The organism is Pseudofrankia sp. DC12 (assembly GCF_000966285.1).
Lineage (GTDB): Bacteria > Actinomycetota > Actinomycetes > Frankiales > Frankiaceae > Pseudofrankia.
Map to the genome: position 1 here is coordinate 1,683,252 of NZ_KQ031391.1, position 24,684 is coordinate 1,707,935.

Consider the following 24,684-nt stretch of genomic DNA (forward strand, 5'->3'; position numbering starts at 1 on the left):
AGTCGCAGGTCTGGTCCAGGTTGCCGGGTACCGCCCGCGCGTCGCGCCGACGCATGGTGCATGCTTGGTCATAATGGAGGATCAGGACGTTTCCGACGTCGAGCGCTATCACGGCCGACTCTGCTCGGAACTTGACATGATCAGGAGCGGGCCGGTGCTTGCCGGCCCGCGCACGATCGAGCACATCCGTTCGCTGCTCGCGCTGATCGACCTCCACCAGCCCAACGAGTTCGACGTCTGCCTCGGTTGCGACCGGCTCTGGCCCTGCGCCTCCGTGGTCGCCGTCACGGGCCTGCCGCCCGAGCTTCCAGGGATCGACGACGAGGTTGCCCCGCCGCGGCCGCTGCCCGGCGCCACCCGCCGTGCCATCACCAACGCGATGTCGGGCGCGCATGCCATCCCCGGCGCGGCCGCCCAGCCGCGGACCGGCGCCCAGCCGATCCCGCACGCGCAGCCGGTAACGGGCCAGCAGCCGATCATGAACCCGGCCCGGCCCGGCGGCACGACGACCGGAGCGCACCCGGTCATGACGCCCGACGGCCGCATGATGCCGGGGAACCTGCCGGAGCCGCCGGGCCCGCGCCTCGCCGTCGCTCCGCCGCCGCCAGCCGTATCGCCACCGTCGTCCCAGCCACCGTCGTCCCAGCCACCGGCCGGGCCGCCGACGGTCGGCCGGCCGGTGCTCATCCCGGCGGCCAACCGCTCGGGCCCGCCGTCCACCCCGCCACCGACCAGTCCGCCACCGACCGGTCCGATGCCACACATTCCGCCGCCGGGCGAGAGCTACCCGGCGTTCCCGCCGCCCGTGACGACGAACAGCAACCCGGCGTTCCCGGCTCCGGGGACCACTGCCGCGAGCCTCGGCTTCCCGCCGCCCGGGATGACCGGGGGAAGCCCGATCCTGCCGCCGCCCCGCATGACGGGCGGCGTCCCGCTCGCACCGCCGGCGCGGTCCGAGGAAGACCCGTTCCTCAGCTCCGGCCCGCAGCAGGGCCGCAGCGCCGGCGGCCAGGGCTTCGGCCCGCCGGCCCGGCCCGCCACCCGGCAGCCCGGCCCGGCTCCGCAGCAGCAGCCGCGACACCAGCCTGGCGGGCCGCCTCGCCAGCCGGCACCCCAGTCAGGGCAGCTGGCTGGGCGCTACCCCGAGCAGGGCTCCCGCCCGGGGGGCCAGCGACCCGGCGGCCTCGGTCCAGGCGCACCGCCCAGCAGCCAGCCAGGCGGGCCCGGCGGGCAGTCGGGGCCGCCCAGCCAACAGCTGCCACCGGGACACCAGCTACCCGGCCAACAGCAGCTGCCCCCGAGCCAGTCGGGGCCGCGGCCGGCTGCGGCCCGCGGCGGCTACCCGGGCTCCCCGAACGGCCAGCCCGGTTTCCCGCCGGGAGGACAGCCGGGTCCGGCGCACCCGGGAACGGCGATGCCCGGCCAGGGCGGGCCCGGCGGGCAGCCTGGCCAGGGCCGCGGTCCCGCCGCATACCCGCCCCGACAGCCACCGGGGCCGACGGACGGGCGGCCGGGCCCCGGCTACCCCGGCGACCCGCAGGGCCGGCCGGCCGGCCCGCCACCGGCCGGGCAGCGGCCCGCCGGCCCGAACAACGGAGTCACGGACCAGTTCGGCGTGCTGGGCCTTGACGGGCTGCCGGGCTCGATCGACCCACGCCTGCGGCCCCACGCCGGTCCGCCGCGTGGCCAGAGCCGCTCGATCGCGGCGCCACCGCCGCCGCACCGCTCGATCCACAGCGACAGCGTCGACCCGGCCACGGGCCGCCCGCTCGACCCGATGGCACGCCGCCCCGGCCAGCCGCCGCTCACCGACGACATCACCCCGGAGTGGATGACCCGGCGCGACCCGATCCTGGACGGCATCGACGTGATCTAGGCGCCGCCCGAAGGTGGCGCCCCCACTCCGGCGGAGCCGGGCCACCCAGTGCGTCAACGGCCGGGCTCGACCCGGCCACCGGTTGCCAGGGGTTTGCGGCACAGGCAGCGGTGGCAGGCAACCAGCAGGAACACGTTCCGCGCCTGGCCTTCGGGCCCGGACCTGGCGCTCGGGTCCGGGTCGCGCGAGCCCTGCGGCTCGGGCCGCACGTCACGGTTGGGCATACGCGGCTGGGCTTCTACAGCCGGACCGGTTCGCAGCTGGAGGGTGGGGCGTGGCGGACGATCTGACCGCTCGGTTCGACCTGCTCGCGGACACGAGTGCCGCCGGCCAGGCGAGGCGACTCGTGTCCAACCTGCTGGCCGCCTGGAACCGCGCCGAGGACGCGGATGTGGCCCGGCTGCTGATCAGCGAGGTGGTCACCAACGCCGTCCGGTTCGCCGGGCGGCTCACCGCGCTGCAGCTGGCGCTCGTCGCGCACCCGGACCGCATCCGGTTCTTCGTCGGCGACGGAAGCCCGCTGCATCCTGTGCTGCGCACGGTGCACCCGTCCGACGAGTCGGGCCGCGGCATCCATCTGGTCGCGACGCTGGCGAGCGCCTGGGGCGTGGTGCACCCACCGGCGGAGGAGGGCCATGGCAACCAGGAAGGCCACGGCAAGCAGGTCTGGTTCGAGCTCTGTACGGGCGGCCCGACGGTCAGTCGCACCGGCGTGCCGGCCAGCCAGGAGGCCTGACCGGCGCCGCGCCGGAACGCGGCGCCTCGTCGTCGGCCAGGCCGGCCGGTCAGCCGTTCAGCGCCTGCTCGATGGTGGCGCGCAGCTCCGGGTCCGCCGGCTCGACCCCGGGACGGAACCGGCCCAGCACGCGACCGTCGGCGCCGACGACGAACTTCTCGAAGTTCCAGGTGATGTCACCCGCGGCTCCGGCCGAGTCCGCCGTCTCGGTCAGCACCTGGTAGATCGGGTGCCGGCCGGGCCCGTTCACCTCGACCTTCTCGGTCAGCGGGAAGGTCACGCCGTAGGCCGCCGAACAGAACTCGGCGATCTCGTCGGGCGTGCCCGACTCCTGGCCCATGAACTGGTTGCAGGGAAAGCCCAGCACCGTGAAGCCCCGGCCGGCGAGCTCCTCGTGCAGCGCCTCGAGACCTGTGTACTGCGGGGTGAGGCCACAGCGGCTCGCGACGTTGACGACGAGCGCGACCCGCCCGCCGGTCAGCCCGCCAAAGGTCGCCGGCTCGCCACCCAGAGTGCCGACCGCCAGATCCAGACTGTCGGACATCGAGCTTCCTCCCGTCGGGCTCCGGCGCCACATATCGTCATGACTGTCAGGCATGGGGCGATCCGGGCCACACCGTTACTTCTTCCGTCAGACCGCCAACGGACACCCGACAGCGGGGAGTTCCGTCGCACGGCACACCCACACTGACCGTTGTACCGCCCAGTCGTGGCCGGCACTTCGGAACCGTCACGACCGGTGACGCCGAAGCCGGACGCCCCGGCCGGTGGCGCCGGTCGCGTCGATGGCCGAACGCGCATGGCCGTGCGCACAATGATGACGGGCGGAGCGGGCAGTCCCGGACAGTAACCGATCGACTCCGCCCGAACCGTCCTGGCCCGAGGGGAGCCCCAGTCATCGAGACTCCGACGTTGTTGGCAGCGGACGCGACCGGAGCGACGACGCTCCCCACGTCACCGGCCGGGCTGCCACTGCTGGGTCGAGGCTCACGCGACGGCGGCGACGCGGCGCGCGACCGAGCACCAACCAGCCTGGGAGACCGCGCCCTCGCCGCGACCGAGCTGGACTTCGGCGCCCGCTCGGCGCTCCGGCCGCCCCGGCGGCGCACGGTCCTGCTCGCGGTGGTCCTCGGGGTGCCGCTCGCGGTGCTCGCGGTCCAGTTCCGCGCCGAGGTCGAGCACCAGCTGGCCGACATTCCGGCGCCGAGCTGGCCGTGGCTGCCGCTGTGCGGCCTCGGCACGGTCCTCTACTACGTCTCGAACGGGGTCGCGCTGCGCGCCGGCAGCGGGCTGCCGGTGGGCGTGCGGGTCGCGACGGGGGTGCAGTTCGCCGCCGCGGCGGCGAACCGCATCATCCCCGCGGGCCTCGGCGCGATCGCCATCAACCTGCGGTTCCTGGAGCGCCGTGGCCTCCCCCGCTCGGCGGGCGTCGCCACGATCGCCTCCATCCGGGTCGTCTGCGGCCTGGTGCACATCGCGGCGCTCGTCTGCGTCGCCGGGCTGCTCGGCGACTCGCGGATGACCGCCGCGCTGACCGGGCCGCTGCGCGACACGATGTCCAGCGTCGGCCTCGGGCCGGTGTGCATCGGGGTCGGCGCCGTCCTCGCCGTCCTCGTGGTGGTGCTGACCCGCCATCGGGTACGCGACCGGCTGCGTGGCCCGCTGGCGACGTTCCGGGCGCATCTGAGCGGGCTCGCCCACTCCCCCGGCCGGGCCGCGGCGCTCAGCGGCTCGCTGGCGGGGACGAAGGTCGCCCAGGTGATCGCGCTGACCGCCAGCGAGCGGGCGTTCGGCGGCAACGTCAGCGTGCTGTCGGTCGCGGCCGTCTACCTGGTCGGCTCGGCGGTGGCGGGCGCCGCCCCGACGGCCGGCAACGTCGGCGCGATCGAGCCTGCCCTCGCGATCGGCCTGACCGCCGCCGGTGGCCCCGCCGCCGCGATGGTCACCGCGGTCCTGGTCTTCCGGCTGATCACCTACTGGTTGCCGGTCGCGCCGGGGGTCATCGCGCTGACGGCGCTGCGCCGGCGCGGCGACCTATAGCGCGCGGGCGGCGGTGCCGGGCTGGACGGCGTCCAGCCCGGCGTCCGGCGCGGACGGGTGCAGGTTGAGCGAGCCGAGCACGCGGGTCTCCCGCTCGTGCCCGAGGATGGTCAGGCTCGCCGGCTCCACCAGGAACGACGCGCCCCGGGCCGCGTCCATCCCGAGCCAGCGGGCGACCAGCACCCGGGACATGTGCCCGTGGCCGACCAGCGCGACGTCGCCGTCACGCAGCAGCGGCAGCGCCCGGGCCAGTACCGCGTCGGCCCGGGCGGCGATGGCAGCGGCCGTCTCCCCGCCGGGCACCCGGCCGGTCCAGATGGTCCAGCCCGGCTGACTCTCGCGGATCCGGGGCGTCGTCAGGCCCTCCAGGTCGCCGTAGTCCCACTCGGCCAGGTCGGGCCAGACCTCGCGGGCGGCCACGTCAGCCGTCGGCGGGCGCACCCCGTCGACCCCGTCCTGGCCATGCCCCGCCCGCCCGCCGACGTGACCTGCCCACCCGCCGCCCATGGGCGCGGCGATCAGGCCGGCCAGGTCGGCGGTGCTGATCGCGCGAGTTCGGGGGCTGGTGGCGACAAGTGCGAACCGGAAGCCCCGCAGCGCCGGCAGCAGCGCGGCCGCGCGCCGTTCGCCGTCGGGGGTGAGCGGAATGTCGGTGCGGCCGGTATGGCGGCCCGACCTGCTCCACTCTGTCTCTCCGTGCCGGATCAGCACGATCCGGCCGGCGGGCACGCGGCCGTGGCTGTCAAGACTCACTCGGCGTCCCCAGGCTCACTAGGCGTCCAGGCTTCCCAGTCGGGAGAGTAGTCGCCGCTGCCTGGGCGGCGCTGGCCTCAGGCGCGGTGCCGGCGGCGGCGGCGCCTGGTGGTGCCCACCACCAGCAACATCGTCGCGCCGACGGCGAGCGCGACCCGGCCCCACCGGACAGTGCGGGACCCACCGGTAGAACCCTGCGCTCCGGACGGCCGGGCCGCGGCCAGGCCCGCACCCGCGGCAGGGGCGTCGGCCGCGAGCTCGAGCGGCCGGCCGTGGTGGCCGGCCCGGGCGCGCAGCTCGGCGAGCTTCGCGCGGGCCTGCTCGCCCGCGCGCTCGGCGACCCGGCGGGGGTGGACCAGCTCCGCGATCGCGTCGATGGTCTCCGCCAGCTCGGCGCGTGTCTCCTCGATCTGGCGCTGGATGGTCGCCGGGTCCTGCGGCACGGGTGCGACCTCTCGTCTCGCCAGCCACGGTCCGCGCGCACTCGGGACGCGCAACCCGGGCCAACGGTAGGTGGAGCGTTGACGGGTCCATCACCAAGAGTGCCAGAGGAGGCAACGGCTGACGAGCGGAAACGGAGGTCAGGCCGAAGGGTCACGCCCGGCCCGGCGCAGGGACGGCCGGGCCGCACCTCACGCCACCCCTCGCCGGTTGCGGTTACCGTAACAACGTCCCGTCACTACAGTTGGTCGATCAGTCACAGGCAACCGGCGCGCCAGAACCCTTCCGGAGACGTCCGCTCGTCTGCCCATGTTCTCAACGCGGAGGACCATGGTCACCACCTCGCCGGCCGACGTCGCCGTCCGTCGCGCGGCCCGCGTCCGCCCGCCGGCCGCGCGTACGGCGCCGGTCGCGGCGATCGCGCTGACCGCGCTGTTCGCGGCGGCGGCCTGCGCCGACCACACCCCCGGGATGAAGGCGGCGATCATCGACGACCGGCGTGGCGACGGGATGCACGGGATCAGCCCGACGACACGCGTGCCGATGCCGCCGCTCGAACTGACCGGCACCGACGGGCAGCCGTTCGACCTGCGCGCCCGCACCGCCGGGCTGGTGACGCTGCTGTACTTCGGCTACACGCACTGCCCGGACGTCTGCCCGACGACGATGGCCGACCTCGCCGCCGCGCTGGGCGCGCTCGACCCGGCGGTACGCGGCCAGGTCCGCGTCGTCTTCGTCAGCACCGACCCAGCCCGCGACACGCCGGCCGTGCTCGCCAGCTGGCTGCACCACTTCGACCCCGGGTTCGGCTTCTACGGCCTGACCGGCCCGTTCCCGGAGATCCAGGCGACGGCACGCACGCTCGGCGTCGGGGTCCCACCGCCGACCGCACGCGCGGACGGCGCGATGACGCAGAACCACGGCGCCGACGTGCTGGCGTTCGGCCGCGACGGCGGCCTGGCGCTGCGCTACCCGCCGGGCACCCAGATCACCGACTACATCCACGACCTGCCGGTCCTGGTGCGCACGGGAGCGCCGCGGTGAGCCGTCAGCTGCTGGTGGGTGGCGCGCCGCCGCACTGGGGGCGAGTGGCCTCGACCCTGCTGCGCGTCGGGCTGGGCGTGCTGTGGCTGGTCGCCGGGTCCCTGAAGGCCGGCGACGCGGACGGGATGGTCCGCTCGGTGCGGGCGTTCCGGATCCTGCCGGAGGCGCTGGTCCATCCCGTCGCGTACGCGGTGCCGTTCGTGGAGATCGCGCTCGGCGTCCTGCTCCTGCTGGGCCTGGCCGTGCGAGCCGGCGCACTGCTGTCCTGCCTGCTACTGGCCGTCTACATCGGGGCGATCGCGTCCGCCGCCGCCCGCGGGCTGCACATCGAGTGTGGCTGCTTCTCGAAGGGCGGCGACCTCGCGAAGAACGCGCCGACCCATTACACATCGGAGCTGGTCCGTGACAGCTTGCTTCTGTTGGCCAGTGTGCTGCTGACGGTCTGGCCCCACGGCTACCTGACGCTGGACCGCCTGTTGTTCGGCCCGGCCGCGGACGACCGGCCCGCGGCCTCCAGTGATCTCGACGACGACTGGGACGACGCCTCGTGGGACGACGACGACCGGGGTGACGGCCGTCGGGGCGACGGTCACGACACCGACGACAGCCGCGACGGCGGGGACTGGCAGGACGGGTACCGGGCGCGGGCGGGAGACCGGCCGCGGTCTGGGGACAGGGCGGGACGAATGAGGCGTGAGCGATGAGCACAGGCGCGGGACGCGGATCCGGCCGAGGCAACGGCCCGGGCGCGGGCCGCTCCGGCGGCGGGGTCGACACCGGCCCCCGGCCGGACCGGGACCCGCGCGGGGCGGCGCGCCGTGAGCGGGCCGCCGCGGCCAGGGCACAGGCCGCGGCGCGGGAGCGGCGGCGCAAGCAGATGATCGTGTTCGCCTCGGTACTGGGCATCATCATCGTCGCCGCCGTGATCGGCATCGTCGTGCAGAACTCCCGCCAGCACTCGAAACCGGTCGTCCTTCCGGCCACGGCGACCGGCCAGGACAACGGCATCGTCGTCGGCAGGGCGGCCGCCCCGGTCACGGTCGACTTCTACGAGGACTTCCAGTGCCCGGTCTGCCGGCAGTTCGAGACCACCACCGGCCCGACGGTGCGGTCACTCATCGACGCCGGGAAGATCAAGACCGTGTACCACATGATGTCGTTCATCGGGCCTGACTCGGTCCGCGCCGCCAACGCGGGCGCCGCCGCGGCCGATGCCGGGAAGTTCGAGGACTACCACACGGTGCTGTTCGCCAACCAGCCCACCGAGAACTCCGGCGGCTTCAGCAACGACAAGCTCATCCAGCTCGGCTCGCAGGTGGGTCTGACGTCGCCCGCCTTCACCGGCGCGGTGAAGTCGGGCAAGTTCGATGGCTACGTCGCCAAGGTCGCGGACAGCGCGTCCAGGCGGGGGGTGACCGGCACACCGACCGTGATGGTCGACGGCAAGACGCTGTCCCAGGACCAGTTGCTCCCCGACCCGTTCAAGGCCGCGGTCAACGCCGCCGGCTGACACGGTCGCCCACGATCGCGGTCTGCGCCCTCCGGTGGTCTGAAAAGGTCCTGAAGACGACAACCAGAGGGCCCAAACGACGATCAGGGGCGAGAGGCTGGCCGGGCCGCCGTCCGACCTCGCCCGCGTCCGTCCTCGGGCCGATGAGAGATGCTGCTCCACGTGGTCGCGCCGACAGGCGGCGCGCCTGGTCAGGGCAGGTCCGGTGACAGTCCGGACCGGGGGAACTCGGCGGGATCGCGTCGACATCTGCCGGGTCCGATCGGGCCTGCCGGGTGCCGCCGCCGGCCCGGCCCAGGCAGATCCTTTCCCGCTCGACCCGCAGGACCCGACCGCGCTCGGCGTCGGGGCGGCCCCTGCGCGGCCGGGCGGCAGACGCCCAGGAGTTCGTGTTGTCCGTGACCAGGCTCGATGTGCCCACCGACGACGGTGTGATGGACGTCCACCTGCACCTTCCGGCCGGGCATCCGGCCGACGACGGCCCCGCGCTGCCCACTGTGATCATGTACCCGGACGCGTTCGGCGTTCGGCCGGCGACGGACGACATGGCCCAGCGGCTGGCCGATCTCGGCTACGCGGTGGCGCTGCCGAACGTCCACTTCCGCACCCGGGACGCCCTCCCGTTCGACCCGAAGACCGCGTTCTCCGACCCGGCGGAGCGGGCCAAGCTGGGGCAGGTCATGACGGTGGCCAACGCCGGCGCCATGGCCGCCACCGGCGCGCTGCTGGCGGCGCTGGCCCACGTGCCGGCGGCGAACGCCGACAAGGTCGGCACCACCGGCTACTGCATGGGCGGGCGGCTGTCGTTTCTCGCGGCCGGCACGTTCCCGGACCGGGTCGCCGCCGCAGCGTCGTTCCACGGCGGCCGGCTCGCCGTCGCGGACGACCCGGCGAGCCCGCACACCCAGGCCGACCGGATTCAGGCGAGGCTGTACTTCGGGGTGGCGGACGAGGACGGCTCCTGCACCCCCGAGGACCAGGCCCGGCTCGCGGCCGCGCTGGACCAGGCGAAGGTCGACTACCGGCTGGAGCTCTACCCCGGCGCCCGGCACGGCTTCGCGGTCACGGACCACCCCGGCGTCTACGACGAGAAGGCCGCGGAACGCCACTGGGAGCACACCGCCGAACTCTTCGACGCCGTACTGAAGGCGTAGCACCTCGCCCGTGCCCGGCCGGCGTGGCGCCCCGGACCCGGCCGGCGGGTCAGGCCGCGGTGAGCCCCAGCTCGCGGATCAGTTTGGCGACGTGGCCGGTCGCCTTCACGTTGTAGAGCACCTTCTCCAGGGTGCCGTCGGCCCCGACGACGAAAGTCGAGCGGATCACGCCGGTGGTCACCTTGCCGTACATCATTTTCTCGCCGTAGGCGCCGTACGCGGTCAGCACCGCGCGATCGGGGTCGGACAACAGCGGGAAGGTGAGGCCCTCGTTGTCACGGAACTTCACCAGCGCCGCGGGCTTGTCCGGGGAGACGCCCAGCACGTCGATGCCGGCGTCGTTCAGCTGGGCGAGGCTGTCCCGGAAGTCGCAGGCCTGCTTGGTGCAGCCGGGCGTGCTCGCGCGCGGGTAGAAGTAGACGACGACCCGCCGGCCCCGGTACGAGGCCAACGACACGTCCTTGCCGTCCGCGTCCGGGAGCGTGAAGCCGGGGGCAACGTCGCCCGCGGCCAGGCGAGCCGAGAAGTCGGTCATGGTCGGAAACCTAGCGCCGTGCCGCCGGAACCACCAGACCGCGTCCCGCCACGGCCTGCCTGGGCGCGACCGCACCTGCCGGGAAATGGCTCGAGACTGTCACAGGTCGACGGCACGATGCCGGCATGACGTGGACTGCCCCCAAGGTCAACCGCCGGGACGAGCCAGGCATCGCGGGTGAGCGCGAGATGCTCGAGAGCTGGCTCGACTACCACCGCGAGACGCTGCTGCTCAAGTGCGCGGGCCTGACAGCCGAGCAGCTGCGCGAGCGCGCGGTACCTCCGTCGTCGCTGTCGCTGCTGGGCCTCGTCCGGCACCTGGCCGACGTGGAACGTTCCTGGTTTCGCCGCAGACTCGACCAGCAGGACGTCGAGTACCGCTTCATCAGGGAGGACAACGAGAACTCCGACTTCGACGACGTCGACACGGCGGACCCCGACGAGGCGTTCACGGCCTTCACGACGGAGGTCGAGACCTGCCGCGCCGTGGCGGCCACGCATGGCCTGGAGGACACCTTCGTGGACCGGCGCGGCCAGCGGCTCAGCCTGCGCTGGGTCTACGTCCACCTGATCGAGGAGTACGCCCGCCACAACGGCCACGCCGACCTGCTCCGCGAGCGCCTCGACGGCTCCGTCGGCGACTGACGGCCAGCGGCCGGATAGCCGTCGGCCTGCCCGGTCGCACGGCCGCGTCAGCCCGGGGCCAGCAGGCCCCGCAGGATGGCCGCCTGGCCGGCGTGCTGGAGATCGTCGGCGATCACGCTGACGAGGCGGACGGCGAGGGTGACTGGAGGATCCCAGCGGGTGTCGACCACGCGGTCGAGGTCCTGGTCGCCGAGCGTGGCGACGTAGCGCAGGGTCGCGGCGTGGACGGCGTTGTAGTAGGCGGTCAGCAGGCCGGGGTCGCTGACCCGGACGCTGTCGACCTGGTCCGACGTGTGGCCGTATCCATGTGACTCCGCCGGCAGCGGCAGGCCGAACCGGTCCACCCAGCCGGCCGCGGTCCAGACCTGCTCGGTCCCGGCGACGTCGGCCACGTGGTCATCCTGCACCCGGGCCAGGTGCCAGACCAGCCAGGTGATCGAGTTGGCCCGCCCCAGCGGGCGGTGGTTCAGCTGCTCTGCGGTCAGCCCCGCCACGGCCTCATGGACCGCCTCCTGAACCCGTCCGAAGCCGTCCGTCAACAGGTCAGCGGTGGTCACCATGGCCGCGTGTCTCCCGTCGCCCGGCGCACCGGTCCCGACAACCTCGCGCCGCCTCGCGGTCCCGGACCGGCCCGCCACCGCCCGCACCCGGCCGGCGTTCCCTGTCTACCGCCGGCCGGGTGCCGACGGGCGACCGGGCGGTGAAACGGGCCGCGGCCGGTCGGTGGCCGGCCGCGCCAGCGCACCGCTTAGACCTCGGTGGCGAAGGTGGCGGCCCATTCGTTGACCCGGGCGATGTAGGTCCGGGTCTCGGCGAAGTCCGGTATGCCGCCGGCCGCCTGGACGGCCGACGGGCCCGCGTTGTAGGCGGCCAGCACGAGGGCGACCCGGTCCCCGGGCAGGTGGCCGACGAGCGCGGCGAGGTGCTGCTCGTAGCGGGCGGCCGACGGGATCGCGTCGAGCGGGTCGAGCGGGTCGGCCACGCCGTCGCCGTCGCCATCGATGCCGAACTCGGCCCAGGTCTTCGGAAGGAACTGCATCATCCCGACGGCGCCCGCGTGGGACACCACCGAGGAGTCGAAGCGGCTCTCCACCCGAGCCTGGGCCGCGAGCTGGGCGGCCGAGAGCAGTCCGTACGTGGTGGCGGCGGCGCGGAAGGCCGGAATGAGGTCCGTCGGGATCAGGCTGCTCGACCTCATCGGCAGCACCTGCGAACAGGCGCCGAGCAGCGCGGCGACCACGGTCACCAGGCCCGCCACGAGGACGGGCGACTGGCGTGTTCGCTGGCGGGACATCGCCTCATTGTGGCCGCCTCGCCACGGCCGTGTCCGGCATCTGCCACGGCACGTCGCGAGCCGGGGCCTCGGAGCACATCCGGCAAGACGGCCAGCGGCCCTCCGCTGGGAACCGCGGCGGACCCGACCGGCGCCGGTCGGGGGCACCCGCGGTGTCCGGCCCGGACGGCACGGTCGGCGGTCCCGCGGTGAGGCATGCTGGAGGCCGTGACACACCCTCCGGCCAAACCGGCATCCGCCCGCCGGGACGGGTCGCCACCAGCCGCCCGCCAGCAGCCAGCGGCCGAGGTGACGTCGCCACGGCCGCCCGGCCCGCCCGCCGGGGAGTCATCCCCGGTGCCGGCGCAGGCCGCGGCCCAGGACCCGGGCGCCGCGACCGGGGAGACCGCCAGCCGCCCCGACGCGGCCACGAACGACGCCGTCATCCGCCGGATCGAGCGGGCCAGCGGGCTGCTGGCGAACAAGGCCGTGGCCAGGATGTCCGAGCAGCTGCCGTGGTACCCGGGCATGTCGGCGCGGTACCGGGCCGACATCCAGCTGGTCGTGCAGGCGGGCATCGCGTCGTTCGTCGAGTGGTGCCGGCGCCCGCAGCACGCCCGGGAACTGTCCAGCGACGTGTTCCGGGTGGCGCCGCGCGAGCTGGTCCGGGCGGTGACCTTCCGCCGGCTTGTCGATCTGGTCCGGGTGGCGGTCGAGACGATCGAGGCCGAGGTGCCGAACATCGTCGACCCGGAGCACGAGCAGCGGGTGCTCGCCGACGTGCTGCGCTACTCCCGCGACATCGCGTTCGCCGGCGCGGTGGTGTATGCCCGGGTCGCCGAGGAACGCGGCGCCTGGGACGCCCGGCTCGAGGCGCTCGTCGTCGACCACGTCGTGCGCGGCGACCAGGACCGCGCGCTGTCCTCGCGCGCCGCGGCGGTGGGCTGGCGCAACCCGCCCGCGGTGACGGTCGTGGTCGGCGCGGCACCGCCGCAGGCGCCGGAGGCGGTCGTGGACGAGGTCCACCGGCTGGCCCGTTCGGGTGGCCTGGAGGTGCTGACCAGCGTGCACAACCAGCGGCTGGTCATGATCGTGGGCGGCCGGTTCCGCACGACCGACGTCCTCGGCGACGGGCCGGCGGGCGCAGACCCGCCGGCCGGCCCGCCTGCGGCCGTCGCGGCCGGCGGCGGCGCGGTGCCGCGCGAGGCAGCGGCGCGCGCCGTGGCGGCCGCGACCGGTGACCCGAACCGGCCGAGAAGCCGGCGGGGCGCCGACGGTGAGCTCGCCTCCGGCGTCGAGTCGGCGGTGGCGGCCGCCGAGGTGCTGATGTCGGCCTGCGGGCCCGGTCCGGTCGTGGTCGGGCCCGTCGCGGCGGACCTGGCGGGCGCAGCCGAGTCGGCCCGGGCGGCGATCGCCGCCGCCGACGTGGTCGCGGCCTGGCCCGCGGCGCCGCGGCCGGTGACGGCCCGCGCGCTGCTGCCGGAGCGGGCGCTGGCCGGTGACGAGGGGGCGCGCCGGGCGCTCATCGACGAGGTGTACGTCCCGCTGCGGGACGCCGGGGCGCCGCTGCTGGAGACGGCGGGCACCTACCTCGACTTCGGCGCCTCGCTGGAGGCGACGGCGAAGGCGCTCTACCTGCATCCGAACACGGTCCGGTACCGGCTGCGGAAGGCATCCGAGATCTGCGGCCTTGACACCGCCGAGCACCGGCAGCGTTTTACCCTGCACATAGCCCTGCTCCTGGGCCGCCTGGACAGCACACGGGCGTAGCCGCCGGTTGTAGATCGCCGACGGCCAGCCGTCGCGCGCGGCACACGAACACGGCTCGCGCCTCGTGCGTGACCTACAGCCGCGAGAATGCGAGCATGGTCAGCTGACCGCAGGTTACCGGTGCGACACCGGTCACATCCACCGACTTAACAGGCCTGTCACACGGTTGTCGGCCGTCGTCCAGCGACGCGGCTAACGCACCCAACCGGGCGGCGGGTTTTGTAGGTCCGCTACAACGAGCCGTCGGCACATCGGTGAGTGGCCGCCAGCGACAGGCCACCGCCGCGAAGGGTTAGGTAGACAGGTGCTCGCGATTCTCGCGCCAGGCCAGGGCGCCCAGACCCCAGGCATGCTGCACCCGTGGCTCGGTCTCCCCAGTGCCACGGCTCGGCTGCGTTGGTTCTCGGCGGCGACCGGTCTGGACCTCGTCGAGCTCGGCACTGAGGCGACGGCAGAGACGATCAAAGACACGGCGGTGGCGCAGCCGCTCATCGTGGCGTCCGGCCTCCTCGCCGCGGAACAGCTCGGCCTGCCCGGCCTCGCGGGCCCGAACCTGCGGGTGGCCGGACACAGCGTCGGCGAGATCACCGCCGCGGCGCTCGCCGGCGCGCTCACGCCGGAGACCGCGCTGGTGCTGGTGGCGCTGCGCGGCCGCGCGATGGCAGCGGCCTCCGCCGTCACGCCGACCGGCATGTCCGCGCTGCTCGGCGGTGACCCGGACGCGGTCGCCGCGCATCTGGAGGGCCTCGGCCTGACGCCCGCGAACCGCAACGGTGCCGGCCAGATCGTCGCCGCCGGCGACCTCGCGGCGCTCGCGCGGCTGGCCGACGAACCACCGGCCGGAGCCCGCGTCCGGCCGCTCACCGTCGCCGGGGCGTTCCACACCCACTACATGGCCTCGGCCCGCGACACGCTCGCCGCGGTCACGCCCGGCATCGTGCCCGGCGCGCCTCGCGTCGGCCAGGTGTCGAACGCGGACGGCGCCGTCGTCACCGACGGTCCCGAGGTGCTGGCCCGCCTGGTCAGCCAGGTCGCGAGCCCGGTCCGCTGGGACCTGTGCATGGCGACGCTGCGCGAGCTGGGCGTCAAGGCCGTCATCGAGCTGCCGCCGGCGGGCACGCTGGCCGGCATCGCCCGCCGGGAGCTGCCTGGTGTCCGGGTCCTCGCGGTGAAGAGCCCCGACGACCTGGCCGCCGCCCGCGAGCTCATCGCCGAGCACGTCGGCGCCGAGCAGCCCTCGGTCGTGATCCCCGCTCCCGCCAGGGAACTGGTACCCACCACTGTCCACGCCGGGGAGGCTTGATGACCATCGGAGCACGCGTGCTCGGATTCGGTACCTACCGACCGGTCCGCGTCGTCACCAACGACGATCTCGCCCAACGAGTCGAGACGTCCGACGAGTGGATTCGCACCCGGACCGGCATCGCCACCCGGCGGATCGCCGACTCGGACGAGACCACCGTGATGATGGGCGCCGCCGCCGCGGAGAAGGCGCTCGCCGCTGCCGGCCTCACCGCCGCCGACATCGGCCTGGTGATCACCGCGAGCTGCACCAGCCCGTCGCAGATCCCGGGCGCCAGCCCGCAGATCGCGCACCGGATCGGCGCCCTCTCGGCCGGCGCGCTGGACATCAACGCGGGCTGCGCGGGGTTCTGTTACTCGCTGTCCCAGGCGGCCGACACGGTCCGCTCCGGCTCGGCCCGCCACGTGCTGGTGGTCGCGACGGAGCGGCTCTCGGACTACGTCGACTGGGATGACCGGACGACCTGCATCCTGCTCGCCGACGGCGCCGGTGCCGCGGTGGTGGGCCCGAGCGAGGCCGACGAGATCGGCCCGGCGGTCTGGGGCCACGACGGCTCCCGGCCGGACGTCATCAGAGTGCCCGGCTACGGCGACAACCTGTTCCGGATGGAGGGACAGGCGGTCTTCCGCTGGGCGATCACCCTGGTGCCGGCGCTGAAGAAGATCTGCGAGCGGGCCGGGGTCGCGCCGGAGGAGCTGGCCGGCGTCGTCCCGCACCAGGCCAACCTCAGGATCATCGAGGCGCTCGTGAACGGCCTCGGCGCCAAGAACGCCGTCATCGCCCGCGACGTGGTCGACGCGGGCAACACCTCGGCGGCCAGCATCCCGCTGGGCCTGGCCCGGCTGCTCGACGCCGGGGAACTGCGGCGCGGCGACCCGGTCCTCCTGTTCGGCTTCGGTGCCGGCTTGACCTACTGTGGCCAGGTCATCCGCTGCCCCTAGGCCGGGCGTCGCGGGCGGCTCCGCCGGAGCCCGCCCACGACACCGCTCGGGGGGCGGCCCCCTGGAACCCCCATCTGCCGGGCCTGCCCGGCCCAGGGCCGCACCCGCGGGTGGCAGCACCAACAACTGCACGTGACTCCCCTGCCCGATCAAGAAAGGTCCCCGATGTCCCAGACTGATGTCCTCGCCGGTCTCGCCGAGATCCTCGAGGAGGTGGCCGGCGTCGAGCCCTCCGACGTCACCCCCGAGAAGACCTTCATCGACGACCTGGACGTCGACTCGCTGTCGATGGTCGAGGTCGTGGTCGCGGCCGAGGAGAAGTTCGGCGTCAAGATCCCGGACGACGACGTGAAGACCTTGAAGACCGTCGGTGACGCGGTCTCGTACATCCAGAAGGCGGGCGTCGCGGCGTGACCAGATCCCCTAGGCGGGTTGTGGTCACCGGCCTCGGGGCGACCACTCCGCTCGGGGGCGATGTGGCGTCCACGTGGGAGGGCCTGCTCGCCGGCCGGTCCGGCGTCCGCACTCTCACCGAGGACTGGATCGAGACGGTGCCGGTCCACATCGCCGCCCCGCTGGCGGTCGAGCCTCCGCTCGGCCGTGTCGAGGCCCGCAAGCTCGACCGGACCCAGCAGATGGCTCTGGTCGCGTCCCGGGAGGCGTGGGCCGACGCCGGCTCGCCGGAGATCGACCCGCTACGGCTTCAGGTCTGTCTCGGCTCTGGCATCGGCGGCGTGCTGACCCTGCTCTCCCAGCACGACGTGCTGCGCGAGCAGGGCTTCCGCAAGGTCACCCCGCACGTCGTCCCGATGCTGATGCCGAACGGGCCGGCCGCGACGGTGGGCCTGGCGTTCGGCGCGAAGGGCGGGGTACGTGCCCCGGTCAGCGCCTGCGCGTCGGGCACGGAGGCGATCGCGCTCGCGTACGACCTGATCAAGCTCGGCCGCGCCGACGTCATCATCGCGGGCGGTACGGAGGCGGCGATCCACCCGCTGCCGATCGCCGGGTTCGCGCAGATGCAGGCGCTGTCGCGGCGGTCCGACGACCCGGCGGCCGCCTCGCGGCCGTTCGACAAGGGCCGTGACGGGTTCGTCCTGGGCGAGGGCGCCGGGATCCTGGTGCTGGAGGCCGAGGACCACGCGAAGGCCCGCGGCGCGCGGGTCTACGGCTACCTGGCGGGCGCCGGGATCAGCTCCGACGCGTACCACGTGGCGGCGCCGGAGCCGACCGGCGCCGGCGCGGCCAGGGCGGTCACCGAGGCGCTGGAGACCGGCGAGCTGATGGCCGGTGATGTCGCGCACGTCAACGCGCACGCGACGTCGACACCGGTCGGTGACCTTGCCGAAGCGAAGGCGCTGTACCTTTCACTCGGAGCAGCGGCCGGCTCGACGGCGGTGACGGCGACCAAGTCGATGACCGGGCACCTGCTCGGCGCGGCGGGCGCTGTCGAGGCCGTGGTGACGGTCATGACGATGGTGCAGTGCGTCGTCCCGGCGACCCGCAACCTCGACGCCCTCGATGACGAGGTCGAGCTCGACGTGGTGCGGATCGACAACCGCAAGATCAAATCAGGCGCCGCCCTGTCGAACTCCTTCGGGTTCGGCGGACACGACGTCTGCCTCGCGTTCACGCCCGCCTAGCGGCGGCGAGAACCCCGCCCGCCGGGCGAGAATGCCGGGCGAGCGGGTACGCGATCCGGGGCCAGACCCCGGAGGCACGTGGAAGGCGCTGGGTGCCCGGGGCGACCCGGGCGCCCGGCCGCTCTCCGTGAGTGTTGGCGGCGCCAACGTCGGCGCCGATGGCCGAGCGGGCCAGACGGAGACCCCGTGTTCCCCGCGAGAAGGCCGACGGGCCGGGCCTCGTCAAGGCGCCTCCCGCGATCCGCCTGCGCGGTTTGCGGGATGGCGACCTCGCCGAGGGAACTGTGTATCGCCCCTCGTAGTCGCGACTCGCCCCGCGCAACACGGATGTGCAACACGCCCCGCCGCTGCCGCGGTCGGGTGCAGGAGCAGACTGTTCGCCGCTCAGGCAGGAGATTACCGGTGAGTCTGTCCACGTTGGAACTCGTCGACCCCCGCTCCCCCGTTGCCCGGCTGAACCGCTTCTTCGATGCCGACAGCGTCAACCTGTTCGCCGCGCCCGACAGCTCGGGTGTCGTCGCCGGTCAGGGGATGGTCGACGGCAACGAGGTGGTCGCGTTCGCCAGCGACGCGACGGTGCAGGGCGGGGCGATGGGCCGCGACGGCTGTGCGCGCATCGTGCACGCCATCGAGTCGGCGGCCCGGATGGGCGTCCCGGTGGTAGGCATCTGGCACTCGGGCGGCGCGCGGCTGCAGGAGGGTGTCTCGTCCCTGGACGGCATGGGCCGCGTCTTCGCCGCGATCGTGCGGGCGTCCGGCCGGATCCCCCAGATCTCGCTGGTGCTGGGCGCGGCCGCCGGTGGCGCCGCCTACGGCCCGGCACTGACGGACCTGGTCATCATGGGCCCGGACGGGAAGGTCTTCGTCACAGGTCCGGACGTCGTCCGTTCGGTGACCGGCGAGGACTGCACGTTCGACAGCCTCGGCGGCCCGACCACCCACTCCACCAAGAGTGGCGTCGTCCACATGACCTGCGACTCCGACGACCAGGCGTTCGAGACGACCCGTCACGTCGTCGGGCTGCTGGCCGACCAGGGTGACATCGGCCCGGTCGAGCCACGCGAGCTCGCCCAGTTCCTGCCCGAGTCGCCCCGGCGGGCCTACGACGTGCGCCCGCTGGTCGGTGGCCTCGTCGACGACGGGTTCGTCGAGATCCACCCCCGCTGGGCCCGCAACATCGTGACCGCGCTCGGCCGCCTCGGTGGCCGGACGGTCGGCGTGATCGCGAACAACCCGCTGCGCCGCGGCGGCTGCCTGGACTCGCTGTCGGCGGAGAAGGCGGCTCGCTTCGTGCGGCTGTGCGACTCGTTCGGCGTGCCGCTGGTCGTCCTCGTCGACACGCCCGGCTACCTGCCCGGCGTCGGCCAGGAGTGGGAGGGCGTCGTCCGCCGCGGCGCCAAGCTGCTCTACGCCTTCGCCGAGGCCACCGTGCCGCGGGTGACCGTGATGACGCGCAAGGCCTACGGCGGCGCCTACATCGCGATGAACTCCGCGTCCCTGGGCGCGACGGCCGTCTACGCCTGGCCGACCGCCGAGGTCGCCGTCATGGGCCACGAGGCCGCCGTGAAGATCATCCACCGGCGCGCGATCGCCGCGGTGCCCGAGCAGCGCCAGCCGGACAAGATCAAGGAACTGGCCGAGGAGCACGCCGTCGCCGTCGGCGGTGTCGACAAGGCCGTCGAGCTCGGCGTGGTCGACGCCGTTGTCGAGCCGGGCGACACCCGCACGGTGGTGGCCGCCGCCATCGCCGACGCGCTCGCCGCCGGCCGCCCCGACAAGAACGTCCACGGCAACATCCCGCTGTAACACTGGTTCGCTGCGTCCGCCTGGACGCAGCGAACCAGTGTCAGAACAGGCAAGTCGGCCGAAGGCGCGCAAGCGCCGGTTCCGGCCGGCTGCCTAGGCGTCGGCTATGTCGGCCCAGGTGCTTACCACGCGGGCTACCTGGCGGGGGGTCATCCAGGCTGCGGCGCGGGCGAAGATCGGGTCGGCGCGGCGGGCGAGGTCCAGGCGGCCGTCGCCGAGGGCCGGGGCGATCGCGCGGACGTGGTCGAAGCTGATCGTGCCGGTCGTGAAGGCCGCGCGGGTTGCCGGCAGGTCGCGCAGGGCGCGGGCGACAGTGATCAGGTTCGTCGAGGTGGGTGCGTTGATCCGGCACTCCCGCCGCAGCCAGGCGGTCGGCGAGACGGCCCCGTCGGCGAGCCAGAGCGAGCGGCGGTCGAACTCGCCGAGCAGCAGGATCCAACGGGCGGTCGTGGCGTCGACCGTCGTTCGACCCTCGATCACCGCGGTCGCCAGGTCTATGTCGGAAAGCCGCTCCGGTTCGGTCGGCAGCCGCGGGTTCGGCGGCGCCCAACCCGGATAGGTCGGGTCGTCACCGCAGCCGGCCGCCAGCGCCGACTCGGCCAGTTCGGCGCCGTCGAGCCCCGGCGGCCGGCCCTCGGACGAAGCCTCTGTAGCCGGTCGGGCCTGATCGCCGTCCGGCATCCCGGCCTCGGGCCGGTCGGGCCGACTGGAGGCGTCGCCGGACTCCCTCGGTATCCCTGGCTCGGGCACGCCTGCGCGGTCGTCGGGGACGTCGGTCACCTTGCCACCCCTCTGCGCCAGCCCACCACGGCACGCCCGCGCCGTGGCCAGCGGATGCCCAGCGCCACGATCGGGGAGGCCGTCTGGAGTTCGAACGTATGTTCGTATTTTAGGGGATCGGACGGCTGTTCGCCAGCGGCCAGTTGTCCATCAGTTGGCTTGCTGGACGAGCGTACGGCTCACCATCAAGGCGCCGGGCGACAATCCGCCGCGGACCCACCCGACGCGAGGTCGCGGATGACCGGCTGCGGGCGAGATAGTTACCTAATGTGAAATAACGACCTTGACGGTGAGGTTGCACTGCTCGGAGGTGCGTGACGGGTGTTGCGGGAGCTGGGAACGGAGTTCGAGGCGGATCGCGAGGCGGCGGCGACCACGGAAGGGGCGGCGGCGCGAACCGTCGGCGCACCCGCCAGGCGATCACCGACGGCGGTTGGCGACCCTCCCCCGACGGCCGACCAGCCGCGCACCCTGGCGACAGCGAGGCCTACTGTGGCGGCTGCGGCGGCGAGGCCGGTCACGAGCCCGAGCGTCACCCCGGCCGGATCGGCGCGGACCAGCGGCCGCTCCGGCGGGACGTTCGCGGCGCTGCGGGTGCCGAACTACCGGCGGTTCATGACCGGCCAGATCATCTCGATGTGCGGCACCTGGATGCAGACCATCGCGCTCGGCTGGCTGGTCCTGTCCCTCGGCGCCTCCGGCACGATCCTCGGCATCGTCACCGCCGCGCAGTTCCTGCCGATCCTGGTGCTCGGTGCCTACGGCGGGCTCGTGGCCGACCGGGCCAACACCCGTGCGCTGCTGATCACGACTGCGTCGCTGCAGGCCACGCTGGCCGCGGTGCTCGGCGTCCTGGTGATCACCCACGTCGTGACGCTGTGGATGGTCGTCGCGTTCGCCGCCTTGCTCGGCCTGACCCAGGCCGCCGACAACCCGGCTCGGCAGAGCTTCGTCCAGGAGATGGTCGGCCCGGAGACGCTGCCGAACGCGGTCACCCTGAACTCGGTCACGATGAACGCGGCGCGGGTGGTCGGCCCGGCTATCGCGGGCCTGCTCATCACGCTGATCGGCACCGGAACGTGCTTCCTGCTCAACGCGTTGTCGTTCGCCGCGGTGATCGTCGCGCTGATCCGCCTCGACCGCGCGGAGCTGCGGCCCAAGCCCCGGCTGACGAAGGCCCCGGGCCAGATCCGGGACGGCCTGCGCTACGCGGTTCGTACTCCGAGCATCCGGATCCCGCTGACGATGATGGTGATCATCGGCACGCTGGCCTACGAGTTCCAGGTCACCCTGCCACTGATCGCCCGGCAGGCGTTCCACGGCACCGCGGCCACCTACAGCCTGCTGACCGGCGCGATGGGCGCGGGCGCTGTCATCGGTGGCCTGCTGGTGGCGCGACGCCGCCTGACCGGCGTACGCAGCCTCGTCGTCATCGCCGCCGTGTTCGGCGTGCTGATCCTCGCCGCGGCGGCGGCTCCGTCGTTGCCGCTGCTCGTCGCGGCGCTGGTCCTGACCGGCGCGGCCAGCGTCGCCTTCATCTCGACCGGCAACGCGACCGTCCAGCTGTCGTCGGATCCCAGGATGCGTGGCCGGGTGATGGCGCTGTGGTCGGTCGCCTTCCTCGGCACCACCCCCGTCGGCGGCCCGGTCGCCGGCGCCGTCGCCCAGGCCCTGGGGGCGCGCGCGGGCCTGGTGCTGGCCGGTGTGGCCGCGCTCGTCGCCGCGCTGATCGGCCTGGCCTCGCGGCGCCAGGCCGCCGCCCACCCGGTCACCGCCGCGGGCCGGCCGACGCCTGTCTCGAGCTGAGCCCACCCGGGCAGAAGCAGCTCGATCTCAGGATCGGCGGATGACAGATGTCGGCCCACGCGGCCCCCGTCCAGCTGATGACCGGGGGCCGCGCGGGTCGCGGGCTGCCTGCCGCCGGGCTACTCGGGCTCGGCGGCCGCCTGGGTGGACGACGTCGGCTGAGGCGACTGGGCCGGGGCCTTGGCGGCGACCCGGTCCAGCTCGGGAAGGTCGCGCAGGTCGTCCGAGCCGCCGCGGTGCGCCTGCAACGCGCTGGTGTGGTACTCCTCAGCGATGTCGACGAACTCCGGCTCGTGGTAGCGGCGGCCGTCGACGGTCGGGCCGACGGTCCCCTCCATGATCGACTCGACGTCCTCGCCGGTGATGGTCTTGTGGGTCTCCAGTGCGTGCGTCAGCGCGAGCACCTCGCGGCGGTTGGCCGCCAGGACCTCTTCCGTTCGCCGGTAGAGCTCCTGGAGCTTCGCCTCGACCTGCTTGCCAAACGGCCGGTCGGCGTCGACGGAGCCGACGCCCATTCCCTCCGAGACCATCATCGTCCAGTTGGCGATGGTGTCGCCCATGCCCCACCGCGTGATGCTCTGCGCGACCAGCATGGTCGCGGAGCCCAGGTCGCCACCGACGCCCATCGTGTTGTCACCGTCGAAGAACATCCGCTCCCCGACCAGCGAGGCCAGCGAGACCATCACCCCGACCTCGACCTCGGACTTCCACGAGAACATGGAGTCCTCGAGCTGGACCGAGGCGACGAAACCGCCGGTACCGCCGCGACGCTCGATGGTCGCGATGTCGATCGCCATGTTGCGGCGCAGCCGGTAGGCGACGACCGCGTGGCAGGCCTCGTGCAGGGCGACACTGTGCCGCTCCCGCTCGATGTGCTCGTGGTCGTCGGGTAGGCCGTGCTCCTTGATGACCCGCGCGCGCAGCACGTCGGACCAGGTGATGATCTCGCGGCCGTCCTTGATGGCCTGGGTGAGCGCCTCGTTGACCGTATCCTTGATCGTCGCACCGGTCGCCTGCGGGCTCATGATGGCCAACCGGTCGATCTGCTCCTCGGTCAGCTCGTGCTTGACCTTGGCAAGGTAGCCGTTGTAGGTCTTCACCCGGCCTTCCTTGCTGGGGTACCCGACCTCGTACTGACGGTCGATTCTTCCCGGCCGCAACAGTGCCTCGTCCAGCGAGTTCGGCATGTTGGTGGCCATCATGATCAGGATCCGGTACTTCGGCGGCGGCTTCGGCTTCATCCCCAGCGCACGACGCACCACCCGGTTGAGGAAGCCGCGCGGCTTCTTCAGGCCGGACATCTCGGCAAGCAGCGACTGCAGCGTGCCCATGTCGCCGCCCATCATCCCGCCCATCGGCATGACGGCCCGGTGCACGGAACCGCCGGCCTGCACCGACCCGTCGGCACCGAATCCGGGACGGCCGGCTGCCGAGGCACGGTGCTCGTACAGCTCGGCCTGCGCCCGGCTGCTCAGGTAGTGCACACCGTTGCATCCCGAGAAGTCCTCCAGCCCGTCGGCGTACGACGGCGCCCGCCAGCCATGCGCCCCGAGGCGGGTCGCCGCGTGGGCCGCCCGCCCGCCGGGCCGGTTGAAGCCCGAGGCCAGCTGGCCGCGGTTGCCGAGGCTGTCCGCCTCGTCGAAGAAGGCGATGACGCCGCCGTAGCGCAGCGAGAGCTTGCGCAGCTTACGGAAGAGCGACTTCACCTTCAGGATGCCGACGCCCATGAACATCGCCTGGAAGGCGCCTGGGTCGATGAAGACGTACGGCTTGCCGGTCTCGCCCGCGACCGCCTCGGCGAGCAGCGTCTTGCCGGTGCCGGGCGGGCCCCACAGCAGAATGCCGCCGGGAACGTAGCCGCCCCTGCTCTCGATCTCCTCAGGGTGCTCCAGGTAGAAGACGTTCTCCTTGACCCGGGATACGACGTGGTCCTGGCCCCAGACGTCGGCGAACCGGGTCTTGACGTCATCGGGGTAGTAGACCTCGACGCCGCCCTTGGACATGAACCAGAAGATCGCGGCGAACTGCCCGACGACGATCAGCAGCAGCAGCACGATCTGGAACAGCAGCGGGATGGCGCTCCAGATCGCGTTCGGCACCTTGACGACCGCGTCGAACAGCGAGACGTGCTCGAGACGGGCGTAGACGAACAGCGCCACGACCAGCGTCACGATCCATTTGGCCGCGCGGCTGAGTCGGTAGCGGTTCCAGTCGTTGTACCGGTGCATCCGGGTCTCGGCGCGGCCGAACACCCGGTCGGTCCAGAACACGTAGTACGGCGAGGAGCGTTCGCCGAGGTACATGTGCACCTGGCGGACGACCTCGACGCCGATCAGGGCGAGCAGCCACCAGCTCGACCGGGCCTCGATGCTGAGCGCGTCCCCCCAGGACATCAACGGGTTGCCGGAGACCTGCGCCGCGACCACGAACGCGAACAGACCGAGCAGCAGCAGGAGGAACTTCCCCCGGTCCCAGAGGGAGAGCTTCTTGCGCCTCGGGCCGGGCGTCGCCGGCGCCGCGCCTGGGTCGCCCTCCGGCGCCGGGAACGTGCCGTTCGGCCCGGCGGTGGCGAGGACGTCCGGCGTCGGCGGGTCGGTGTGGTTCATGACTATCGCCCTCAGTCCGTCGGTCT

General features: G+C 73.4%; 23 protein-coding genes. 15 read left to right on the forward strand and 8 right to left on the reverse strand.

Annotation, left to right across the window (positions count from 1 at the left end):
* Window positions 1–136 precede the first annotated feature (136 nt).
* Both FRADC12_RS06795 and FRADC12_RS06800 read left to right on the forward strand, forming a co-directional pair.
* On the forward strand, window positions 137–1,876 hold the full coding sequence (locus FRADC12_RS06795) for a hypothetical protein (protein WP_198152813.1): 1,740 nt from the start codon (window positions 137–139) through the stop codon (window positions 1,874–1,876).
* Between the two features lie 274 nt (window positions 1,877–2,150).
* Window positions 2,151–2,612 (forward strand): ATP-binding protein, encoded by a 462-nt coding sequence (locus tag FRADC12_RS06800; protein WP_045876008.1) that lies wholly within the window; start codon window positions 2,151–2,153, stop codon window positions 2,610–2,612.
* A 49-nt stretch (window positions 2,613–2,661) separates the two neighbouring features.
* On the opposite strand, the gene FRADC12_RS06805 is transcribed toward FRADC12_RS06800, so the two are convergent.
* On the reverse strand, window positions 2,662–3,156 hold the full coding sequence (locus FRADC12_RS06805) for a glutathione peroxidase (protein ID WP_045876009.1): 495 nt from the start codon (window positions 3,154–3,156) through the stop codon (window positions 2,662–2,664).
* Between the two features lie 368 nt (window positions 3,157–3,524).
* On the opposite strand from FRADC12_RS06805, the gene FRADC12_RS06810 reads away from it, so the two are divergent.
* Complete coding sequence (locus tag FRADC12_RS06810; protein ID WP_232303654.1) at window positions 3,525–4,652, forward strand: lysylphosphatidylglycerol synthase transmembrane domain-containing protein; 1,128 nt, start codon at window positions 3,525–3,527, stop codon at window positions 4,650–4,652.
* On the opposite strand, the gene FRADC12_RS06815 is transcribed toward FRADC12_RS06810, so the two are convergent.
* Both FRADC12_RS06815 and FRADC12_RS06820 read right to left on the reverse strand, forming a co-directional pair.
* A complete protein-coding gene (locus tag FRADC12_RS06815; protein ID WP_052710739.1) occupies window positions 4,647–5,405 on the reverse strand; it encodes a histidine phosphatase family protein in 759 nt (252 codons plus the stop codon). The two genes, FRADC12_RS06810 and FRADC12_RS06815, sit on opposite strands and share 6 nt — an antisense overlap.
* Before the next feature lie 77 nt (window positions 5,406–5,482).
* On the reverse strand, window positions 5,483–5,848 hold the full coding sequence (locus FRADC12_RS06820; RefSeq protein WP_045876010.1) for a DUF3618 domain-containing protein: 366 nt from the start codon (window positions 5,846–5,848) through the stop codon (window positions 5,483–5,485).
* A gap of 328 nt (window positions 5,849–6,176) precedes the next feature.
* Between FRADC12_RS06820 and FRADC12_RS06825 the strand changes: the two genes are divergently transcribed.
* From FRADC12_RS06825 to FRADC12_RS06840, 4 genes are all read left to right on the forward strand, one after another.
* Window positions 6,177–6,890 (forward strand): SCO family protein, encoded by a 714-nt coding sequence (locus tag FRADC12_RS06825; RefSeq protein ID WP_045876011.1) that lies wholly within the window; start codon window positions 6,177–6,179, stop codon window positions 6,888–6,890.
* Window positions 6,887–7,594 carry a MauE/DoxX family redox-associated membrane protein gene (locus FRADC12_RS06830; protein WP_045876012.1) on the forward strand — a complete coding sequence of 236 codons (708 nt, stop codon included), beginning with the start codon at window positions 6,887–6,889 and terminating at the stop codon, window positions 7,592–7,594. The genes FRADC12_RS06825 and FRADC12_RS06830 overlap by 4 nt, the downstream gene beginning before the upstream one ends.
* Complete coding sequence (locus FRADC12_RS06835; RefSeq protein WP_045876013.1) at window positions 7,591–8,400, forward strand: DsbA family protein; 810 nt, start codon at window positions 7,591–7,593, stop codon at window positions 8,398–8,400. Before FRADC12_RS06830 ends, FRADC12_RS06835 begins: the two co-directional genes overlap by 4 nt.
* Window positions 8,401–8,798: 398 nt before the next feature.
* Window positions 8,799–9,554 (forward strand): dienelactone hydrolase family protein, encoded by a 756-nt coding sequence (locus tag FRADC12_RS06840; protein WP_084011279.1) that lies wholly within the window; start codon window positions 8,799–8,801, stop codon window positions 9,552–9,554.
* A 49-nt stretch (window positions 9,555–9,603) separates the two neighbouring features.
* Here the strand turns inward: FRADC12_RS06840 and bcp are convergent, their stop codons facing one another.
* Window positions 9,604–10,089, reverse strand: coding sequence for a thioredoxin-dependent thiol peroxidase (gene bcp, locus FRADC12_RS06845; protein ID WP_045876014.1), 486 nt, complete (start codon window positions 10,087–10,089; stop codon window positions 9,604–9,606).
* 125 nt (window positions 10,090–10,214) lie between these two features.
* Between bcp and FRADC12_RS06850 the strand changes: the two genes are divergently transcribed.
* The gene (locus FRADC12_RS06850) at window positions 10,215–10,733 is read left to right on the forward strand and encodes a DinB family protein (RefSeq protein ID WP_045876015.1); all 519 of its coding nucleotides are present in this window, start codon (window positions 10,215–10,217) and stop codon (window positions 10,731–10,733) included.
* 47 nt (window positions 10,734–10,780) lie between these two features.
* On the opposite strand, the gene FRADC12_RS06855 is transcribed toward FRADC12_RS06850, so the two are convergent.
* Window positions 10,781–11,293, reverse strand: coding sequence for a mycothiol transferase (locus FRADC12_RS06855; RefSeq protein WP_157488735.1), 513 nt, complete (start codon window positions 11,291–11,293; stop codon window positions 10,781–10,783).
* Window positions 11,294–11,481: 188 nt separating this feature from the next.
* Window positions 11,482–12,027, reverse strand: coding sequence for a lytic transglycosylase domain-containing protein (locus FRADC12_RS06860; protein WP_045876016.1), 546 nt, complete (start codon window positions 12,025–12,027; stop codon window positions 11,482–11,484).
* A gap of 195 nt (window positions 12,028–12,222) precedes the next feature.
* Here FRADC12_RS06860 and FRADC12_RS06865 point away from each other — a divergent pair, with 195 nt between their 5' ends.
* From FRADC12_RS06865 to FRADC12_RS06890, 6 genes are all read left to right on the forward strand, one after another.
* The gene (locus FRADC12_RS06865; RefSeq protein ID WP_052710740.1) at window positions 12,223–13,776 is read left to right on the forward strand and encodes a helix-turn-helix domain-containing protein; all 1,554 of its coding nucleotides are present in this window, start codon (window positions 12,223–12,225) and stop codon (window positions 13,774–13,776) included.
* A 304-nt stretch (window positions 13,777–14,080) separates the two neighbouring features.
* Window positions 14,081–15,079, forward strand: a complete 999-nt coding sequence (locus tag FRADC12_RS06870) for an ACP S-malonyltransferase (protein WP_045876017.1) — start codon at window positions 14,081–14,083, stop codon at window positions 15,077–15,079.
* On the forward strand, window positions 15,079–16,020 hold the full coding sequence (locus FRADC12_RS06875; protein WP_045876018.1) for a beta-ketoacyl-ACP synthase III: 942 nt from the start codon (window positions 15,079–15,081) through the stop codon (window positions 16,018–16,020). Before FRADC12_RS06870 ends, FRADC12_RS06875 begins: the two co-directional genes overlap by 1 nt.
* Window positions 16,021–16,185: 165 nt before the next feature.
* Window positions 16,186–16,434, forward strand: a complete 249-nt coding sequence (locus tag FRADC12_RS06880; protein WP_045876019.1) for an acyl carrier protein — start codon at window positions 16,186–16,188, stop codon at window positions 16,432–16,434.
* Window positions 16,431–17,660, forward strand: coding sequence for a beta-ketoacyl-ACP synthase II (fabF, locus tag FRADC12_RS06885; protein ID WP_045876020.1), 1,230 nt, complete (start codon window positions 16,431–16,433; stop codon window positions 17,658–17,660). The genes FRADC12_RS06880 and fabF overlap by 4 nt, the downstream gene beginning before the upstream one ends.
* Window positions 17,661–18,062: 402 nt before the next feature.
* Complete coding sequence (locus FRADC12_RS06890) at window positions 18,063–19,466, forward strand: acyl-CoA carboxylase subunit beta (protein ID WP_045876021.1); 1,404 nt, start codon at window positions 18,063–18,065, stop codon at window positions 19,464–19,466.
* 93 nt (window positions 19,467–19,559) lie between these two features.
* Here FRADC12_RS06890 and FRADC12_RS28180 read toward each other — a convergent pair whose 3' ends face one another.
* Window positions 19,560–20,246 carry a DUF222 domain-containing protein gene (locus FRADC12_RS28180; RefSeq protein ID WP_052710741.1) on the reverse strand — a complete coding sequence of 229 codons (687 nt, stop codon included), beginning with the start codon at window positions 20,244–20,246 and terminating at the stop codon, window positions 19,560–19,562.
* A gap of 492 nt (window positions 20,247–20,738) precedes the next feature.
* Between FRADC12_RS28180 and FRADC12_RS06900 the strand changes: the two genes are divergently transcribed.
* Window positions 20,739–22,052 (forward strand): MFS transporter, encoded by a 1,314-nt coding sequence (locus FRADC12_RS06900; protein ID WP_255355176.1) that lies wholly within the window; start codon window positions 20,739–20,741, stop codon window positions 22,050–22,052.
* Window positions 22,053–22,171: 119 nt separating this feature from the next.
* On the opposite strand, the gene FRADC12_RS06905 is transcribed toward FRADC12_RS06900, so the two are convergent.
* Complete coding sequence (locus FRADC12_RS06905) at window positions 22,172–24,658, reverse strand: AAA family ATPase (RefSeq protein ID WP_045876022.1); 2,487 nt, start codon at window positions 24,656–24,658, stop codon at window positions 22,172–22,174.
* Window positions 24,659–24,684 lie beyond the last annotated feature (26 nt).

Bases quoted from the DNA above. Each gene is read 5' to 3' on its own strand.
- FRADC12_RS06905 (WP_045876022.1), bottom strand. From the start codon at position 24,658: ATGAACCACACCGACCCGCCGACGCCGGACGTCCTCGCCACCGCCGGG.
- FRADC12_RS06825 (WP_045876011.1), top strand. From the start codon at position 6,177: ATGGTCACCACCTCGCCGGCCGACGTCGCCGTCCGTCGCGCGGCCCGC.
- bcp (WP_045876014.1), bottom strand. From the start codon at position 10,089: ATGACCGACTTCTCGGCTCGCCTGGCCGCGGGCGACGTTGCCCCCGGC.
- FRADC12_RS06880 (WP_045876019.1), top strand. From the start codon at position 16,186: ATGTCCCAGACTGATGTCCTCGCCGGTCTCGCCGAGATCCTCGAGGAG.
- FRADC12_RS06865 (WP_052710740.1), top strand. From the start codon at position 12,223: ATGCTGGAGGCCGTGACACACCCTCCGGCCAAACCGGCATCCGCCCGC.
- FRADC12_RS06835 (WP_045876013.1), top strand. From the start codon at position 7,591: ATGAGCACAGGCGCGGGACGCGGATCCGGCCGAGGCAACGGCCCGGGC.
- FRADC12_RS06850 (WP_045876015.1), top strand. From the start codon at position 10,215: ATGACGTGGACTGCCCCCAAGGTCAACCGCCGGGACGAGCCAGGCATC.
- FRADC12_RS06855 (WP_157488735.1), bottom strand. From the start codon at position 11,293: ATGGTGACCACCGCTGACCTGTTGACGGACGGCTTCGGACGGGTTCAG.
- FRADC12_RS06805 (WP_045876009.1), bottom strand. From the start codon at position 3,156: ATGTCCGACAGTCTGGATCTGGCGGTCGGCACTCTGGGTGGCGAGCCG.
- FRADC12_RS06875 (WP_045876018.1), top strand. From the start codon at position 15,079: ATGACCATCGGAGCACGCGTGCTCGGATTCGGTACCTACCGACCGGTC.
- FRADC12_RS06795 (WP_198152813.1), top strand. From the start codon at position 137: ATGATCAGGAGCGGGCCGGTGCTTGCCGGCCCGCGCACGATCGAGCAC.
- FRADC12_RS06860 (WP_045876016.1), bottom strand. From the start codon at position 12,027: ATGTCCCGCCAGCGAACACGCCAGTCGCCCGTCCTCGTGGCGGGCCTG.